We start from the raw sequence: 16,751 nt of genomic DNA, 5'->3' as shown, positions 1-16,751 counted from the left end.
TGGTTTCTCAACCAATCGAGGGGCCAACGCACCCAGGGGGCCGGTTTGTCTCGTCGGATCGCAGTGGTCAGCGCCGTCAACCCGTTCCCGGCTGACGCGGGGAAGAAGGTCGTGCTGGCCGGCCTGTTGGAGTACTTCCTGGAGCGCCACGGCCCCGCCTCGATCCACTACATCCACGTCGGCGACACCCGCGACACCGGCGTCGCGGCGCCGGAGTCGCGCGGGCCCGCGGCCGGCGCCCGGTCCCCGGCTTGGCCGACCACGGTCTGCGCCGTGCCCCCACCGCGGTCGTCTGACGCCGTCCGCCAGGTCCTCACCCGCACCTCCACCGGGCGATCCAGCCTGCAAGAGGCGCTTCTGCGATCACCGCGGACCGAGGAGGGCATCCGGCGAGAGGTGGAGCGGGTCCGTCCCGACACGATCGTCTACGACACCGTCCGGATGTCCCAGTACGCCGAGCACAGCGGGGCCGCCCAGCAGATCTGCTACCTCGACGACCTGTTCTCGGAGCGGTACGCCACCATGTTGCGGACCGCCCGGCTGCATCCCGACATCGACATCGCGCCGCTGGGCAACTTCGCCGGGTTCGTCCCGGGCCCGTTGCGCCCACTCGCGGGCCACCGGCTCGGGTGGCAGTCGCTACTCGAGGCCGAGCGGCGCCTGATCCGGCGCGCGGAGGACCGGGTCGCCCGGGACCTCGACCGGGCCCTGCTCATCAGTGAACCGGAAGCCGACCTCCTGCGCACCCGGACCGGTCTGGGGGAAAACCGGATCATGTCGATCCCGCCCCTGCTGCGCGCGCCCGCCGGATGTCCACGTCGGCCGTCCGCGCGCCCCGAGTACGTCTTCCTCGGACTCCTGTCCCTCCCGCACAACGACGACGGGCTGCGGTCCTTCCTGGCGTCGGTATGGCCGTTGGTGCTGGCCGGAGAACCCCGGGCGCGGTTGCGGATCATCGGCCGATCCCCGCGACCGGGACTGCGGGAGGCCGCCGCGGCCCACGCCGACTCGGTCACCTTCGAGGGCTTCGTGCCCGATCTCGCGGAGGCTCTGGCGACGGCCACGGCCATGGTCAACCACCTCCGCTTCGGTTCCGGGATCAAGCTCAAGGTGATCGAGGCCCTCGGCCACGCACTGCCCGTCGTGTCCACGGGGATCGGGGCGCACGGGATCGACAACTCCAACTCGTCCGGGCTGCGGACGGCCGACACACCGGCCGATTTTGCCGCGCACCTCATGGACCTGGCCGATCCGGCCGTCAACGCCGTCCACTCCGCCGCCGCCGGCGCCCACTTCGCCCGCGCGTACTCGCGCGACGCAGTGATGGGGCGCTACGACCACGCGTTCAGAGAACCGTAGGAGGCACCGCCATGTCCCGCACCGCCCGCCTCGTTCCCCGATTGTTCTTGATCGCTGCGGTACTCGTCTGCGCAGTCACCGGAGTGGTCCTGGTCCTGGAGGGCGGGCCGGGGCGGGAGGTCGCCCGCGTGGCGGCGTTCCCCGCCGAGGGCTCCCGGCCCCCGGGCACGCCCTCCGACGATCAGACGATCCTCCTGCTGGGGCAGGACTGGTACCCCGAGTCCGAGCGACACGGCCGCACGGACGCGATCATCCTGGTAAGAATCCCCTGGCACCGCTCGGGGGTAACGGCCGTGTCGATCCCACGGGATTCGTGGGTGGCCCTCCCCGGCCACGGTGAGGCCAAGATCAACGCCGCGCTCGTGGTGGGTGGTCCCCCGCTGGCGGTGGCCGCCGTGGAGAACCTCACGGGGCTCCGGGTGGACCATGTCGCGATGATCGACGGCGAGGGGTTCATGACGCTCGTCGACGCCCTCGGCGGGGTGACGGTCAAGATCCCCCGGACGGTCCATGACAGCGCACGCGGGGTGGCCTGGACCGCGGGGGAGCACCGCCTCGACGGCGCCGGGGCACTCGACTACGTCGGTCAGCGGTACGGGCTCCCCGGCGGCGACCTGGACCGGGTGCGCCGCCACCAGAACCTGCTGCGCGCGCTGGTCGCCGACCTGCTCGACACCGGCCCGCTCGGGGACCCCCGGATGTTCTACCGGGCGATGGACGCCATCAGCGAGTCCGTCGTCGTCGACGAGGAGTGGAGCACCGAGGAGATGCGCGACCTGATGCTCTCGCTTCGATACCTCGACGACGGGGATCTCACCTTCACCACCGCGCCGGTCGCCGGGCTCGACACCGTGGACGGGCAGAGCATCGTCCGGTTGGACAGCGTTCGGGGGGCGGAACTATGGACCGCCCTTCGGCAGGACTGGGGTCCGGAATGGGTCGACCGCGCCGGCGCCGCGCTCGGCCCCAGCGTGCCGTGACAGCTGGCGACCGGGTCGGCTGGTAGCGCCCGGGTCGACTGGTTGCGCCGGGTTGACTAGGTGACCGGCCGGGGCACGCTGCGGCCGTGCAGCGGGCGCAGCAGGTCGCGCCGCACGAGTGCCGCCAGCCGGAAATCGGTCGGCCGAAGATGGTCGATACCCTGGGGCTCCGCGGTGTCTCCGGGCGTCCACGGGACCGCCCCCGAAGTCTGCATCACCACGCGATTACGGCCCAGCGACTTCGCCCGGTACGCGCTGCGGTCCGCCAGCCGGGTGAGTTCGTCGACGACCTCCGACGCGTTCGGCGTCCCGGTCAGCTGCACCTCGATCGGCGCGAGCACAGCGCCCACGCTCACGGTCACCTCGCCCTCCGCGGCGACCGCCTCGCGGATGCGTGACGCGGCGGCGCTGATGTCGGCGGTGCTGGCGACCGGGAACATCACCACGAACTCCTCGCCGCCGATTCTGCTCACGAGGCTGTCCTGGGGGGCCGCGTCGGCAATGGCGCGCACAGCGTTGACGAGCACGGTGTCGCCGGCGGCGTGGCCGAAGGTGTCGTTGATCGCCTTGAAGTGGTCGATATCGATCAGGAGGAAGCCGACCGCCCGCTGACCGCTGATGCAGTTGGCGAACACCCGGGCGTGCCGACGCGTGAGCCCGCGACGGTTCAGGGCACCGGTCAGCGGGTCGATCTCGCCGACGAGCGCGGCCTTCTCCATGGCGAATTCGAGTGAACTGCGCAGCACCACCACCAGGAACACCGGGATCACGACCGTGAGGATCGACGCCCCCACCGCCACCAGGGCGCCGACGACCGATGCCGCCCAGACAATGGAGAACGCCGAAGCGAGGAGAATGGCGGCCACCGTGAAGCCGAGCGTGACGCGCGCTGTCGACGCCATCGCGGAGATCGCGGGCGCGGCGGCCAGCAGAGCGACGGTCGCCCGCGACGCTGCCGGGTCCGTCACGATCGACGCCGAGATCGCCACCGCGATCATCGCCCCGACGCCGACCGTGGCGAACTGGCGGTCCGTCAGGTGGCCCACTCGCGCCGTGTAGAGGAAGAGGCCTATCCCGAACGCCCACACGAGGAACAGGGCCGGCATCATGCCCGGGCGCACATAGTCGGAACTGCCGACGGCGAAGACCGGGAGGATCAGGCCCCCACCACTTCCGACGAGGATCGCGGCCGACCGGGTGTCGAACCGCTCCCAGAACCTGCCCGGCGCGGTCATGAGCCCGCGCCCGCGACGACCGCCCTGACCGTCAGCAGCAGGATCTTGATGTCGAGCCACACCGACCAGTTCTGGATGTAGAAGTTGTCGTACAGTGCGCGGTCGCCGATGCTCGTGTCGCCGCGCAGACCATGGATCGCGGCCCAGCCCGTCAGGCCCACCGTGACCCTGTGACGGTCCACGTAGGACGGGACGGTGCGGGTGAACTGTTCGACGAAGTGTGGGCGCTCCGGGCGCGGCCCCACCAGGGACATGTCCCCGCGCACGACATTCCACAGCTGGGGGAGTTCGTCGATCGACGTGGCGCGCAAGATGCGACCGACGCGGCCGACGCGGTCGTCGGGATGCCAGTCCACATCGGAGGCCGCGGCCGTCACGGGCCGCATCGAGCGGAACTTGTAGAGCTCGAACTCTCGGCCGCCGCGCCCCACCCGGATCTGTCGGAACAGGATGGGCGCGCCGCGATCGGTCAGGGCCACCGCCGCAGCGGTCACGGCGAGCAGCGGGGACAGCAGGGCCAGCGCGCTGCCGGCCACAACCACGTCGAACACCCGCTTGGCCCGCCAGTACCACGTGCGGTAGGTGTGCCGCCTGACCCGGATCAACGGGATGGTGTGGATGCGGTCCATGTCCGAGTTGAGATGGACGAACTCGAAGAGTCGTGGGACGAGGAAGATCTCGCAGTCCAGCTGATCGCACTCCCGCAGCGGCGAGACCAACGAGGAATCGGGGCTGTGGCGGAACGCAACGATCACCGTCTGCACGGCCAGCTCCTCCACCACGTCGTGCAGAGGACGGTCGATGACCGGAACGGATATCCGGTCGGACCCCAGCAGCGGGTCTCCGTCGATCACCGCCACCGGCTCCAACCCCAGTTCGGGGAACTCGTGGATGCTGTCCAGTAGTTCCGCCGCGACCAACCCGCCGCCAACGATCACCGTCCGGCGTCGGGCCGCCGGGGAGATGCGGCGGCGGTGACGAACGGCTGTGTAGTAGACGACCCGCGTTCCGAGAAGGGCCGCGAAAACGCAGCCGACCATCACGAGCAGCGCCCTGATCGAGTCGTGCCCGCCGCGGGCGAACTCCACCGCCAATGTCCCGACGAGAGCGGTCGCAGCGAGCCGGGGCACGTCATTGAGGGCCGAGAGCGTGATGAGCGACCGGTAGTTTCCCGAGATCTCCACCGCCAATACCACGGCCAACGCGGCCACAACCGCGACGGCGACCGAGTCGACGAACACGGCCATGACCGCAGTGAGGACAAGGAGGTCGAGGATCACCAGCAGGGCGTCGTACCGGTTTCTCGATACCGGTCGGTGCCCGGTTCGACCCCGGTCCGCCGCAACGCCGTGGGCCGTCATGCCGGCACCTTCCCGCCTCGGTCCTCCGCCTCGAGATCGGCCGTCCCGCACATCGCGCGCCCGGCACCGGCCCGGCTGAACCGGAAGTACAGGTCGTCGATGTCCATCCCCGCGGTGGAGTACGCCCGGACGAGCTCGGCGACCCCGTAGGAGACACCGTGACGGGCCTCGAATCCGACGGCCTGTCGGAACCGGCCGAAGTCGACCCGGCCCGTGCCGCGCCTGCGTCCTGATGGCGGGGCGAGGGCGAGCACGGTACCGGGCACCGCGTCGGTCACGATGCGGGCGACCTCCGCGACAGATAGGAAGTTGCTCTCGCTTCCGACGTTGAACGCCCCGGCGTGCAGGTTCTCTGTGGGGGCAGTGACGCAGCGCAGTAGAGCGTCGGCTACGTCTTTGACGTGGATCATCGGTCGACGCGAATCGGTGGCCCTTGAGGCGATCCGGCCACCAAAGACCGCTTCGGCCACCATCCGGTTGACCGGTAGGTCCGTGCGCAGCCGGGGTGAGAAGCCATAGGCGTTGGCCAATCGCAGGCTGACCGGGGTGAAGGCGTCGTCCGCCAGCGCCACGAGCTCGTGCTCGACCCTGAGCTTGGACGCCGCCCACGGTGTCGTCGGGTAGAGGGGACAATCCTCTCCGGTGGGGCGTTCCCGCCCGGCCCCGTACGCGGTACAGGTCGACGCGAAGAGGAAGCGGCCCACTCCCGCTGCCCGGGCGGCCCGGGCCAGCCGAGCCGAGGCGAGGTAGTTGGCCTCACCGATGGCGTGCCTCGTGGTTGCGTCGCGGCCGGTGTCGGGCAGGGTCGCCAGGTGGATCACCGCGTCGAAACCCGTGAGGTCGGTGACCGAGACGTCGCAGAGATCCGTATTCAGTGTCGGCGGGTCCAGTGGGCTCGCCCCCAGGACGCGATCAGCGAACACCCCGGTGTCGAGCCCGGTGACTTCGTGTCCGGCGGCCGAGATCTCGCTCGCCACCACGGTCCCCAGGTATCCCTGGTTGCCCGTGATCAGGACCCGAATGGATCCCCGCCCCCCGGCGGACGTCATCTCGGTGCTGGGCTTGCTGCCTGTGCTGTGCATTGGCCTGCTCCGCTACCTCGGTCGTGGCGGTGGGTCCCCTTGTGTCCCGCCGTCTCGCACTAGAGATAAGGATAGACTGATTCTTTGGATGCGCAACCTTATAACTTCGTGATGATCCACGCTATAGGCGCCTTGACAGGGGTCGGCTACTCAGGTTCTTATCAGTAATGGCGTGGCATGGGCGCGGCTGTCGGGCGACCGTAGAAGAACCCCTGCGCGTGACTGAACCCGAGTTCTCGCAGGAGGGGGACCTGATTCAGGTGCTCGACTCCCTCCGCGACCGTGGCGATCTCCAGCGAGTGGCAGATATCGGAGATCGCCCCGATGATCTTCCGAATGGCCGGGTCCGCCACCGATCCCACCAGGGTGCGGTCGATCTTGACCACGGACACAGGGAGGTCGGCCAGGTAGCGCAGGGCCGCGAACCCGGTTCCGAGATCGTCCACGCAGATCACGCAGCCCATCTCGGCGAGGGATTCGATCGCGTGAACCGCGGGGGAGTCGACGTCGATGAGGGCACATTCGGTGATCTCCACCCAGAGCAATGAGGGGTCGAGTTCCAATTCGCCGAGGGTGTCACGCACGTGATCGAGGAGTCGCGGGTCCGACAGTTGCCGAGCGGAGAAGTTGACGGAGACGAAGAGGGGCTCGCCCGGCCGACGACGGCGCCACTCGGCCAGTTGCTCGAGAGCGGCGCGTGTACCGGCTCTGCCGATCGGCAGAATCAAGGCGGTCTCTTCGGCGGCGGGGAGAAACGCTGCCGGTGTGAGGAGCTCACCGCCGCGGCGCCACCGCATCAAGGACTCGTAGCCCAACACTCGGGAGGTGGCCAGGTGGACGATGGGTTGATAGTGCAATTCGAACTGGGAGGTGGCCGCCCGCGCCATCGCGGTCCGCAGCTCAGAGGCCTCTCGGAGGTCGGCCAGCAGCGACGGGGTGGCCGCGTGCCGGTGTTCGCCGTTCACCGTGGCCACGTGTGCAGCCGCGAACGCCGCCCGCAGCAGCATTTCCGGATCGGGCGAGCCGACGGTGGCGGCCGTCGCCGAACCCAACCGCGACTGGATGAAGTGCTCCTGTCCCGCTATCCGCAGTGGGTGAGTGAGATGGTCGACGAGTTCTCCGGCCACGTCCTCAACGCCGTGGGGGTCGGTGTCGAACTGCACCACCAGCGTACGGTCGACCGGCCCTGGCTCGACCATGGCACGGCCCTTCATGGCGGTGCGAACGGAGCGCAGTGCGGCCGGACCGACCTCCGCTGCGTTGGCGAACCCGTGCGCAGCCGGGAACCAGCCCGGCGAGTCCACTGCCACCACGATCACCCCGAGTGAGCCCGGCGCGATCGCCGGCCCGGGGGCGTCCGGGCCGTCCGAGGCTTCGGTGCCGACAGGGGCTGTTCGCCGGCCCGACGAGGTGCCGGAATCCGAACTGGATCCGGGCACATCGACCTCATCAGATGGTCGACTGGACGGGCGCGGCTTCACCCAGCTGACGATACCGCCGACAGCCTGCCGAACAGTGAGGTCTGCGCGGGGCGCTTGGTGCAGTTGGTTGGCGATGACGACGTCCATGATGCGTGCGGCGCCGGGCGGAGGTTCGGGTGCTGTGGAAGTTCCCGTGGTTGTCCGTGGCGGGGCACGGAGCGCGTGCCGGGTGGTTAGCCTCACGGCCATGACCGACCTCGTCCTCATCCCCGGCCTCCACGGTGACGCGCAGACCTGGGCGCCGGTGATGCGCGGCCTGCCGGACGGCGTCCACGCCACGCCGCTAGACCTTCCGGCCGTGGCCGACCTCGACGCTCTCGTTGACGAGGTGGCGGGGCAGATCGCGCCCGGCTGCGTGGTGGTGGGGCATTCGCTCGGCGGGGTCGTGGCGATGCATCTCGCCGAGCGGCACCCGTCGCTGCTGGCCGGTCTCATCCTGGTCACCGCCCCGGTGGGTGCTGAGGATCCCGAGTCGGCGAAGGCGCGGGCCGACCGCGCCGCGGGCTTGAGCCCGGAGGCGTACGAGGAGATCGCGCTCGACGGCATGGAGGCGGTGTACTACGGCGACCGAGGCCACGATCCCGAGGTGAGGGCCGAGCGGCTGCGGGCGGCACGGGTGTACGGGCCGGAGCGGTTCGCCGCCCATTCGGTGGCGATCGGCGCGCGGCCCGATCGCAGCGAGTTCCCCGCGCAGGCCGGTGTCCCGGTGCTGATCGTGGGGGCGTCGGACGACCAGGTGGTGCCCCCCGAGGAGCAGCGGCGGTGGGCTGAGGCGAATGGGGCCGGGTCGAGCGGCGCCGGAGCTGGTGCTGGTGCTGGTGCGAACGATGACGCGGGTGGTCCCGTGGCCTACGTCGAGATCCCGGAGACCGGACACATGCTGCCGGTGGAGGCCCCGGACGAGTTGGCCGGCGCGATCGTCGACTGGCTTCGCGGACTCTCGGGCTGACCCGGCCGATTCCGCGCTTCCCGGCGGCCGCGGGTCGGGCGTGTGGAGGTGCGCCTCGTCGTCGTCATCGTCGTGGCCTCGACTCTCTACCCACGCCACGACACGCAGAGGCGTGCCCACCTGGCATTATTCGGTGAGTAGATGCGCGGCGCCGCCACCGGCGAAAATGCGCCCTGAACGCCTGGTTACCGGCAATCGGGTCTGTTCGCTACAGGGCGGCGTTGGCCAGCCTGATCGCCAGGAAGATCCCCCACGGCCGGCCTTGCGGCACGCCTAGGGCCCCGTTCTGTCGTGCTGGAAGACGACCCTCCGTATGGGGGCGGGGTCACCTGCCATGCGGTGGGATCGGCAGCGGTGTATAAAGTGGAGTCTAGTCCGCTTTGGAGATCGCCGCGTACGCAACGAAGCGCGCGGCCGCGGCCACCGGTCGCTCCCGCCAACAATGAAGACCTCACCCACCCGGGACGTCACCATGACCACTGCACGCGAGAACCCCGACAACGCTGAGCCCCCCGACAACGCTGAGCCCGCCGAAAGCGCTGAGCCACCTGAAGTCCCGGAACCAGCGGTGCTGGCTCGCGGCCTCGGGCTGGTGGGCGACCACGGCCGGGTCTTCGGCCCCCTGGATCTGGATATCGACCGCGGCGGAATCACCGTCCTGCGCGGCCACCCCGGCAACGGACGCACATGCCTCCTGCTCACCCTGGCCGGTCGAATGGCGCCCACCGAGGGACGGCTCGAGGTACTCGGTCACACCGGCAGTCGCGAGATCTTCACCCGGTCGGCGATCGCCGGATTCTCGGGCATCGACGAGCTGGACCCGGCGGTCACGGTCCGCACGGTCGTGGCGGAGCAGCGCGCGTGGATGAGCCCGTGGTGGCGCCCGCGTGGCCGCACCGGCCCAGTCCAACTCGAGGAGCTCCTCGGCCCGGTGTACGGGGACCTCCGCCTGCCCGGGCTGCGCACCTACGTCGGCGACCTCACCGAACTGGATCGCCTGCTGCTGCGCATAGCGCTGGCCCGCTACGAGGGCACGCCGATACTGGTGGTGGACGACATCGAACAGGTCCGCGTCCCCGCGGAACGCGCACGAGCGCTGCAGCGACTGGCCGAGATCGCCGACGCCGACCAGAGCACCGTCATCCTGTCCTCCGTGGACTCCCTGCCCGCGGGGTCGCCCGAGCACCACATGGTCACCGTCCCCGCCACCAAGGAAGGCCTCGCATGATCTCCGGACTGTCCATCGGCAGTGAGCTCAAGCGCTTCGGCCGCGGACGGCTACCGCGCGTGGCGATAGTCGTGCTGGTGCTCATGCCCCTGCTCTACAGCGCCCTGTACCTCGCCGCCTTCTGGGACCCGTTCGGCCGGACCTCCCAGTTGCCGGTCGCGTTGGTCAACGACGACACCGGGACGCAGGTCGACGGCGAACCACTACGCGCCGGCGACCAGGTGGTGGACGAACTCTTGCAGAACGACCAGCTCGACTGGCGACTGGTCGACGCCGCCGAGGCCGAAGCCGGACTGTCCGATCACGAGTACAACTTCGTGGTTCGGCTGACCCCGGAGTTCAGCGAATCCGTCGCCTCACCCACCGGGGACGACCCGCGGCAGGCCGCGATCACCGTGACCTACGACCAATCCGGCAACTACCTGTCCAGCCTCATCGGACGCAGCGCCACAGCCGAACTGCACAACGCGGTGGGCTCGGCCATCTCAGCGCAGGCCGTCGACAAGGTCCTCGTGGGTGTTCAGGATGCCGGCGCCGGGCTGCGCGAGGCCGCCGACGGTGCCGCGCAGCTCGACGACGGCGCGGGCACACTCGACGACGGCATCACCGAGCTGAGCGAGAAGTCCGCCGAACTCGACGCCGGCGCCCGCACCCTCGACCAGGGCGCCGCCACGCTCGCGGACGGCAACCACCAGCTGGCCACCAAGATCCACGAGGCCCGCTCCGGAGTCGACCAGTTGGCCGGCGGGATCGGCACTGCCGCCGACGGCGCGACGCAGCTCAACGAGGGCGTCCAGCGCCTCGACGGCGGAGTGCAGCGGCTCGGGAACGGGGCCGCGCAGGTCAGCGGCGGAGTCGACCAGCTCGCCGGTACCCTGGATCAGCTCTCGCAGGCGCAGAACGCCGCGATCGCCCCGCTGCGGCAGGCCGCCGCGCAGATGAGGCAGGTCGAGGCCACCACCGGCCTGGCCACCGGTCAGGGGTCCGCGGGATCGGGGAGCTCCGCCGGATCGGCCGGGGTACCGGTCTCCGTGCAGTTGGAGACGCTGGCCGACCAACTCGAATCGCAGGGCCTCGGCGCCGGCTCGTCGCAGCTGTCGGACCTGCACCGGCTGCGCGACGGCGCCCGCGAGTTGTCGTCGGCACTCAACGATCCCTCCGGCGAGTTCCTCACCGGGATCAACGCCCTGGGCGCCGGCGCGGCGCAGCTCGACAACGGGCTGCAGCGACTCGGCACGGGCGCCACCACACTGGTCGACGGCGTGCGCCAGCTCGACGAGGGCGCCGCGCGCTTGGACGAGGGCGCGGCCACCCTGGCCGAGGGCACCGGCGACCTCACAGACGGCACCGGCCGCCTGGTGGAGGGCACGAACCGGCTCGCCGACGGCTCGCACACCCTCAAAGACGGCACCGGCCGGTTGTCGAGCGAACTGGCCGCCGGCGCCGACCGGGTGCCGGAGTGGAGTGACCAGCACCGCGAGGACATGTCGCGCACGATCGGCGACCCGATCACGCTCACGTCGATGTACGACAACCCGGCGGAGACGTTCGGCTACGGGTTCGCCCCGTTCTTCGTACCGCTGGCACTGTTCGTGGGCGGCATCATGATCTGGCTGCTGCTCACTCCGCTCCAGCCGCGCGCCGTGGCCACACGGCTGCACCCGCTGCGGGTCGTGATGGCCTCGCTGCAGCCGGCGCTGCTGTTGGCGCTCGGGCAGGCGGTGGTGATTCTGCTGGTACTGCGGTTCGGCCTGGGCCTGACACCGGTTCACCCGATGGGCGCACTGGCCATCATGGCGCTGTCGGCGGTGGCGTTCATCTCACTCATCCAGATGCTCAACGTGGTGTTCGGCCCGTCGGTCGGCAGAGTGCTGTCCATGGCACTGCTGATGCTGCAGCTGACCTCGGCGGACGGCATCTATCCGACCGCGGTGGAGCCCGCGTTCTTCCGCTGGATCCACCCGTTCAACCCCATGACCTACACCGTGCAGGGGCTACGGCAGACCATCATGGGTGGGAGCCCCTCGCAGATGTGGATTCCGGTGTTGGTGCTGACGTTGGTGGCGGTGGGCGCGATCGGCATCAGTACGTGGGCGGCGCACCGCAATCGAGTGTGGACCCTGGAGCGGTTGCACCCGCCGGTGGCCGTGTAGCGCGGAGTTACTCCTCCGTCGTGATGAACTGGGCGAGCGACTCGGGGCCTATAGCGGCCCGCCGAGGCGCCAGTAGCCGGTGAACTGGACGCGGTCGGGCTCCTGGCCGCGGGCGAGGAGATGCCGGCGGACGGCCGTGACCATCCCGGACTCGCCGGCCACCCACGCGAACCCGGCGGGGAGCTCGACCGCGGCCATCGCGTTGATGAGCTCATCCGCCGAGCCGGGCGCCGCCGCCACCACCCGGACCCGGACGCGGTCGGCGTCGACGGGGGAGACGGCGGGCAGAAGGGACGGCGGCAGCGCGGACGGGTCGGGCACCGCGGCCAGCGCGTCGAGCGCCAAGGCGGGCGGCCGCTCCTCGATCAGCCGCGCCAGCGCGGGCAGGGCGGTGGCGTCCCCCACGGCCAGCATCCGGTCCACCGCGGGGAGCGCGCGGCTCACCCGCGGGCCGACGATCGTCAGCGCGTCACCCGGCCGGACCGACTCGAGCCAGCGCACGCCCGCGCCCGAGGCGTGGCGGACCAGGTCCACGGCGAGGGCGCCGTCTCGCAAGGACCGCACGGTGTACTCCCGCACCAGCGCGGCGCTGCCCGGTGGGTGGCCCAGCCCGCCACCCGGCGCGGGAACGGGGAGGGTGACCTCGCCCGTCACGGGATCGGGCAGGCAGAAGACCACGACGTCGTCGAAGGACGGGCTGCGCACGGCGGGCACGGCATCGCCGGCGTCGGTGGCGATTTCCCCGAGCTCGTCGCCCTCGAGCGTCACGCGCACCAGCTCGGGAGCGAGGGGTTCGACGGCGCGTACTCGGACCCGCCGCAGCGCGGTCGGCTGCCAGCTCTCCGCCCGGTGGGGGTTGCGCGGGCGCGGGGTCTCGCGGTCGGACGGGCGCCGTGCGGGTTTCTCGGACGTGCCGGTCTGGTCAACCACGGCGACCCTCCCGCCACAACAGACCCAGGAAGAACAGCCCGCCGAGCACCACCGTCACCACACCCACCGGGAGCGGCAGGGCGAACGCGTGCTGGGCCACCAGGTCCGAGGCCAGGAGCAGCACCCCGCCCAGCAGCGCCGCCGGCAGGACGCGATCACTGTGGGTGAGCAGCCGCGACAGGTGCGGAGCCACCAGCGCCACGAACGAGATCGGCCCGGCCGTCGCCACCGCCGCCCCGGCCAGGACCGTGGCCGCCGCCAACAGGACCAACCGCGTGGAGCGCAGTCGCACGCCCAGGGCCACCGCGACGTCATCGCCCAGCGCGAGCGCCCGCAAACTCCGTGACTGGGTGGCGATCACCAGCGCGGCGGCGACCAGCACCCACGCCAGCGGCCAGAGCTCGGACCAGCCGCGGCCCTGCAGCGAGCCCGTCAGCCAGATCTGGGCGGTGACCGCGCTCGCCACGAAGCCGAGGGAGAGCAGGTGCGCCACGTACGCCATCGCCAGGGCGCCCAGCGCCACGCCGAGCAGGACCAGGCGGGCGCCGCTGAGCCCGCGCCACCACGTCAACGCGAGGATGAACCCGGCGGTGAGCGCCGCGCCGACGAGTGCGCCCGTGGCCACCTGCGCCATCCCGCCGCCCAGCACGAGGATCACCGTCGCCCCGCCCGCCGACGCGCCCTGGGTGATGCCGATGATGTCCGGGCTGGCCAGCGGATTGCGGGTGAGCGCGCAGAACAGCGCGCCCGACGTCGCCAGAGCCGCGCCCACCGCCAGCGCGACCAGCGCCCGGGGCAGGCGGCGTTCGTGGATGAAGAAGTCGGTGGTGCGGTCGGGTGCGTCGCCGAGGAGGGTCGCGGCCGCGTCGGGGATCGGGATGATGAACTCGCCGATCACCAGCGAGGCGGCCACGAGTATGACGACGACGACGGCGAGGATCGCAGTGACCCACGCAGTGCGCAGGTGCAGCCGCACCGAGAATCGGCCGGCGGCGAGGAGGCGTTCGTCGCTGGGCAGGGCTGTTGCGGGGCGCGGTGCGGTTATCGTCATGCGACACCCACCCGTCGGCCCGCGGCGAGGTACGCCACCAGCAGCGGCGCGCCGATGAACGCCATGACCACGCCCGCCGGGGTCTCCGAGCCGCTCGCGATCACGCGGCCGACCACGTCGGCCACCAGCAGCAACGCCGGGGCCACCACCATGGACAGCGGCACCACCCGGATCAGGCTCGGGCCGACGAGACCGCGGACGAGGTGGGGCACGACCAGTCCCACGAAGCTGATGGGGCCGGCCAGCGCCGTGGCGGTCCCTGCGAGCAGTGCGACGGCGACGAGCGACCACACCCGCACCCACCCGGGTCGCACGCCCAGCGCCACCGCCGAGTCGTCGCCCAGGGCGAGCGCGTCCAGGCCGCGCAGGAGCAGCAGGGCGATCACCGCGCCCGCGACGACGAGCGGGATCACGCCGGTGACCTCGTCGATCGACCGCGCAGTGAGCGAGCCGACCTGCCAGAAGCTGTACGCCTGCAGGACGGTCTCGTCCAGCACGACGAACGTTTGGCTGAGACCGGACAGCACCGCCGCCAGCGCCACCCCGGCCAGGGTGAGCCGAACGGGTGAGGACGCCGCGAGCGCCGAGGTGCTGAGCAGGAGGATGATCGCGGACGCCACACCGGCGCCGGCCAGTGCGAACCACACCGTGGAGGCCAGGCCGAGGCCGCCGGTGAGCGTCGCTCCGGCGACCACCCCGAGCGCGGCGCCGGCATTGACGCCGAGGATTCCCGGGTCGGCGATCGGATTGCGGGTCACGGCCTGCATGAGCGCCCCGGACGCGCCGAGCGCCGCACCGCACACCAGTCCGAGCACGGTCCGGTTGGCCCGCAGTTCGCCGACGATCCCCACCACGCTCTGCGTGCCCTGGCCGAGCAGTTCGCCCACCACCTCGGCCGGCGGGATCGGGCGGGCACCGATAGCGAGGCTGGCCACCACGGCGGCCGCCAGGGCCAGGACGGCCACGATCAGTCCGGGGAACAACCCGGCTCCGCGGCGGGGCTGCTGGCCAGCGCTTGCTGCCGGGGCGGCTGCCCGGTCGGCGGCCGGCACCGCGGGCCGTGCGTCGGCGTCGGAGTCGGGGAGAGGTCGTGGGGCCACGGTGGAACCCTAGACCAGACTGATTGTTAGGTGAGCCTTGCCTGTGTGGTTTGATCTGTAGTCATGACCAGAATCTCACGCCGGCGCCGCTCGGTGCCCGCCCTGATCGCCATGGCCCTCGCCTCTGCGGTGGCTCTGTCCGCGTGCTCCGGCAGCAGCGACACCGCCGAGGCATCCTCGGACGAGGCCTATACCGTCACCCACGCGATGGGCGAGACCGTGATCGACGGGACGCCCGAGAGGGTCGTCGTCCTCGACTCTCCGCACCTCGACGCGCTCGTCGCGCTCGGCCACACGCCCGTCGGGATCACCGAGTCCGGCGCCGGCACCGGCGCCCCGCCGTACCTCGGGGACGTTGACGCCGAGATCGTGGGCCTGACCTCCGAGCCCGACATCGACGCGATCGCCGCCCTGGCCCCCGACCTCATCATCGGTGCCAAGGTCCGCCACGAGGCCATCTACGACGAGCTCTCCGGCATTGCCCCCACCGTGTACTCCGAGAACTCCGGCACCGATTGGCAGGAGCAGGCGCGGGTCACCGCCGCCGCCGTCGGCGAGGACGACGAGATGGAGCAGCTCATCGACGACCTCGACACCCGCATCGCCGAGGTCGGCGAGCAGGTGGGCGCCGAGGGCACCACGCTGTCGATCGTCCGGTTCCGCCCGGACAACTTCCGCCTCTACGGCCCCGAGACGTTCTCCGGCTCGATCCTGTCGCAGATGGGCTTCGACCTGGGTGAGCGTGAGTGGAACGAGTACTCCATGGCCGAGCTCTCCCCGGAGCTGTACGAGCAGATCACCGGCGAGGTCGTGTTCTTCACCAACCCCGGCGGCGACCCGTCGGCGACGACCATGGCGACCGTGACCGGGCTCTGGAGCGACCTGCCCGCTGTGAAGTCCGGCCAGACCTACGAGGTCGAGGACGAGACCTGGATGGTCGGCATCGGCGTCCTGGGTGCCGGCGAGATCCTCGACGACGTCCGGGAGATCCTGGGCTGATGCGCCCCACCTCCCTCGACCGTGATGCCCGCGCCGGCGCCCAGCTCGAGTGTGGGCGCGGGCTCACGGTGGAGGGGGCGCGGCTCGCGTACGAACGGCGGGTCGTGGCCACCGACCTCGACCTGGAACTGCCCGAGGACGCGTTCACGGTGATCGTCGGCCCCAACGCCTGCGGCAAGTCCACGCTGCTCAAGGCGCTGGCGCGCGTGATCGCCCCCGGCGAGGGGCGGATCCTGCTGGACGGACACGATCTGCACCGGCTGCGTACCAAGGAGGTCGCGCGCCGGATCGGGCTCCTGCCGCAGGGCGCCGTCACTCCGGAGGGGATCCGGGTCGACGACCTGGTGGCGCGTGGCCGGCACCCGCACCACAGCCCACTACGCCAGTGGAGCCGCGCCGACGACACCGCCGTGACCGCCGCGATGGCCTCCACCGGGGTGTCCGATCTGGCGACCCGGTTCGTCGACGAACTCTCCGGCGGCCAGCGGCAACGCGTGTGGGTCGCCATGCTGCTGGCCCAGGAGACGCCCATCCTCCTGCTGGATGAGCCCACCACCTACCTCGACATCGCGCACCAGTACGACGTGCTGGACCTGCTCCGAGACCAGCACGAGAGCGGTCGCGCGGTGATCGCCGTGCTCCACGATCTCAACCAGGCCGCCCGCTACGCGACGCACCTGGTCGTGATGAAGGACGGCCGCGTGGTGACCACCGGCGCCCCGGCCGAGGTCCTCACCGCCGAGCTGGTGGAGCAGGTTTTCGGGCTCCCGTGCCTGATCGCCGCCGACCCGGTGACGGGAACGCCAACCGTGGTGCCGCTCGATCGGCGTGGCCGGAGCTGAT

14 protein-coding genes are annotated in these 16,751 nt (G+C 71.0%); 7 read left to right on the top strand and 7 right to left on the bottom strand.

Annotated features, from left to right (window positions below):
- Nucleotides 1-63 precede the first annotated feature (63 nt).
- Together VZF99_RS12370 and VZF99_RS12365 are read left to right on the top strand one after the other, a co-directional pair.
- On the top strand, nt 64-1,359 hold the full coding sequence (locus VZF99_RS12370; RefSeq protein ID WP_407334903.1) for a glycosyltransferase family 4 protein: 1,296 nt from the start codon (nt 64-66) through the stop codon (nt 1,357-1,359).
- Nucleotides 1,360-1,370: 11 nt separating this feature from the next.
- A complete protein-coding gene (locus tag VZF99_RS12365) occupies nt 1,371-2,339 on the top strand; it encodes an LCP family protein (RefSeq protein ID WP_407334902.1) in 969 nt (322 codons plus the stop codon).
- 56 nt (nt 2,340-2,395) lie between these two features.
- Here the strand turns inward: VZF99_RS12365 and VZF99_RS12360 are convergent, their stop codons facing one another.
- The 4 genes from VZF99_RS12360 to VZF99_RS12345 form a co-directional block, all read right to left on the bottom strand.
- Nucleotides 2,396-3,574 carry a diguanylate cyclase gene (locus tag VZF99_RS12360; protein WP_407334901.1) on the bottom strand — a complete coding sequence of 393 codons (1,179 nt, stop codon included), beginning with the start codon at nt 3,572-3,574 and terminating at the stop codon, nt 2,396-2,398.
- On the bottom strand, nt 3,571-4,935 hold the full coding sequence (locus VZF99_RS12355) for a sugar transferase (RefSeq protein ID WP_407334900.1): 1,365 nt from the start codon (nt 4,933-4,935) through the stop codon (nt 3,571-3,573). Before VZF99_RS12355 ends, VZF99_RS12360 begins: the two co-directional genes overlap by 4 nt.
- A complete protein-coding gene (locus VZF99_RS12350) occupies nt 4,932-6,017 on the bottom strand; it encodes an NAD-dependent epimerase/dehydratase family protein (protein WP_407334899.1) in 1,086 nt (361 codons plus the stop codon). Before VZF99_RS12350 ends, VZF99_RS12355 begins: the two co-directional genes overlap by 4 nt.
- Nucleotides 6,018-6,178: 161 nt before the next feature.
- Nucleotides 6,179-7,456, bottom strand: coding sequence for an EAL domain-containing protein (locus tag VZF99_RS12345; protein ID WP_407334898.1), 1,278 nt, complete (start codon nt 7,454-7,456; stop codon nt 6,179-6,181).
- Nucleotides 7,457-7,685: 229 nt separating this feature from the next.
- Between VZF99_RS12345 and VZF99_RS12340 the strand changes: the two genes are divergently transcribed.
- From VZF99_RS12340 to VZF99_RS12330, 3 genes are all read left to right on the top strand, one after another.
- Nucleotides 7,686-8,447: an alpha/beta fold hydrolase gene (locus VZF99_RS12340; protein WP_407334897.1), complete on the top strand. Its 762-nt coding sequence runs from the start codon at nt 7,686-7,688 to the stop codon at nt 8,445-8,447.
- 472 nt (nt 8,448-8,919) lie between these two features.
- On the top strand, nt 8,920-9,675 hold the full coding sequence (locus VZF99_RS12335; protein WP_407334896.1) for an ATP-binding cassette domain-containing protein: 756 nt from the start codon (nt 8,920-8,922) through the stop codon (nt 9,673-9,675).
- The gene (locus tag VZF99_RS12330; protein ID WP_407334895.1) at nt 9,672-11,828 is read left to right on the top strand and encodes a YhgE/Pip family protein; all 2,157 of its coding nucleotides are present in this window, start codon (nt 9,672-9,674) and stop codon (nt 11,826-11,828) included. Before VZF99_RS12335 ends, VZF99_RS12330 begins: the two co-directional genes overlap by 4 nt.
- A gap of 48 nt (nt 11,829-11,876) precedes the next feature.
- On the opposite strand, the gene VZF99_RS12325 is transcribed toward VZF99_RS12330, so the two are convergent.
- Genes VZF99_RS12325 through VZF99_RS12315 form a run of 3 tightly spaced genes read right to left on the bottom strand, consistent with a single transcriptional unit; the run spans nt 11,877 to nt 14,909 of the window.
- On the bottom strand, nt 11,877-12,758 hold the full coding sequence (locus VZF99_RS12325; RefSeq protein WP_407334894.1) for a siderophore-interacting protein: 882 nt from the start codon (nt 12,756-12,758) through the stop codon (nt 11,877-11,879).
- Complete coding sequence (locus VZF99_RS12320) at nt 12,751-13,809, bottom strand: FecCD family ABC transporter permease (RefSeq protein WP_407334893.1); 1,059 nt, start codon at nt 13,807-13,809, stop codon at nt 12,751-12,753. Before VZF99_RS12320 ends, VZF99_RS12325 begins: the two co-directional genes overlap by 8 nt.
- Nucleotides 13,806-14,909: a FecCD family ABC transporter permease gene (locus VZF99_RS12315; protein WP_407334892.1), complete on the bottom strand. Its 1,104-nt coding sequence runs from the start codon at nt 14,907-14,909 to the stop codon at nt 13,806-13,808. Before VZF99_RS12315 ends, VZF99_RS12320 begins: the two co-directional genes overlap by 4 nt.
- A gap of 63 nt (nt 14,910-14,972) precedes the next feature.
- Here VZF99_RS12315 and VZF99_RS12310 point away from each other — a divergent pair, with 63 nt between their 5' ends.
- Nucleotides 14,973-15,908 carry an ABC transporter substrate-binding protein gene (locus tag VZF99_RS12310; RefSeq protein ID WP_407334890.1) on the top strand — a complete coding sequence of 312 codons (936 nt, stop codon included), beginning with the start codon at nt 14,973-14,975 and terminating at the stop codon, nt 15,906-15,908.
- Nucleotides 15,908-16,750, top strand: a complete 843-nt coding sequence (locus tag VZF99_RS12305) for an ABC transporter ATP-binding protein (protein WP_407334889.1) — start codon at nt 15,908-15,910, stop codon at nt 16,748-16,750. Before VZF99_RS12310 ends, VZF99_RS12305 begins: the two co-directional genes overlap by 1 nt.
- The last annotated feature ends 1 nt before the right edge of the window (nt 16,751 follow it).

The organism is Dietzia kunjamensis (assembly GCF_045689975.1).
Classification (GTDB): domain Bacteria; phylum Actinomycetota; class Actinomycetes; order Mycobacteriales; family Mycobacteriaceae; genus Dietzia; species Dietzia kunjamensis.
This window is presented reverse-complemented; position numbering and strand designations above follow the sequence as displayed.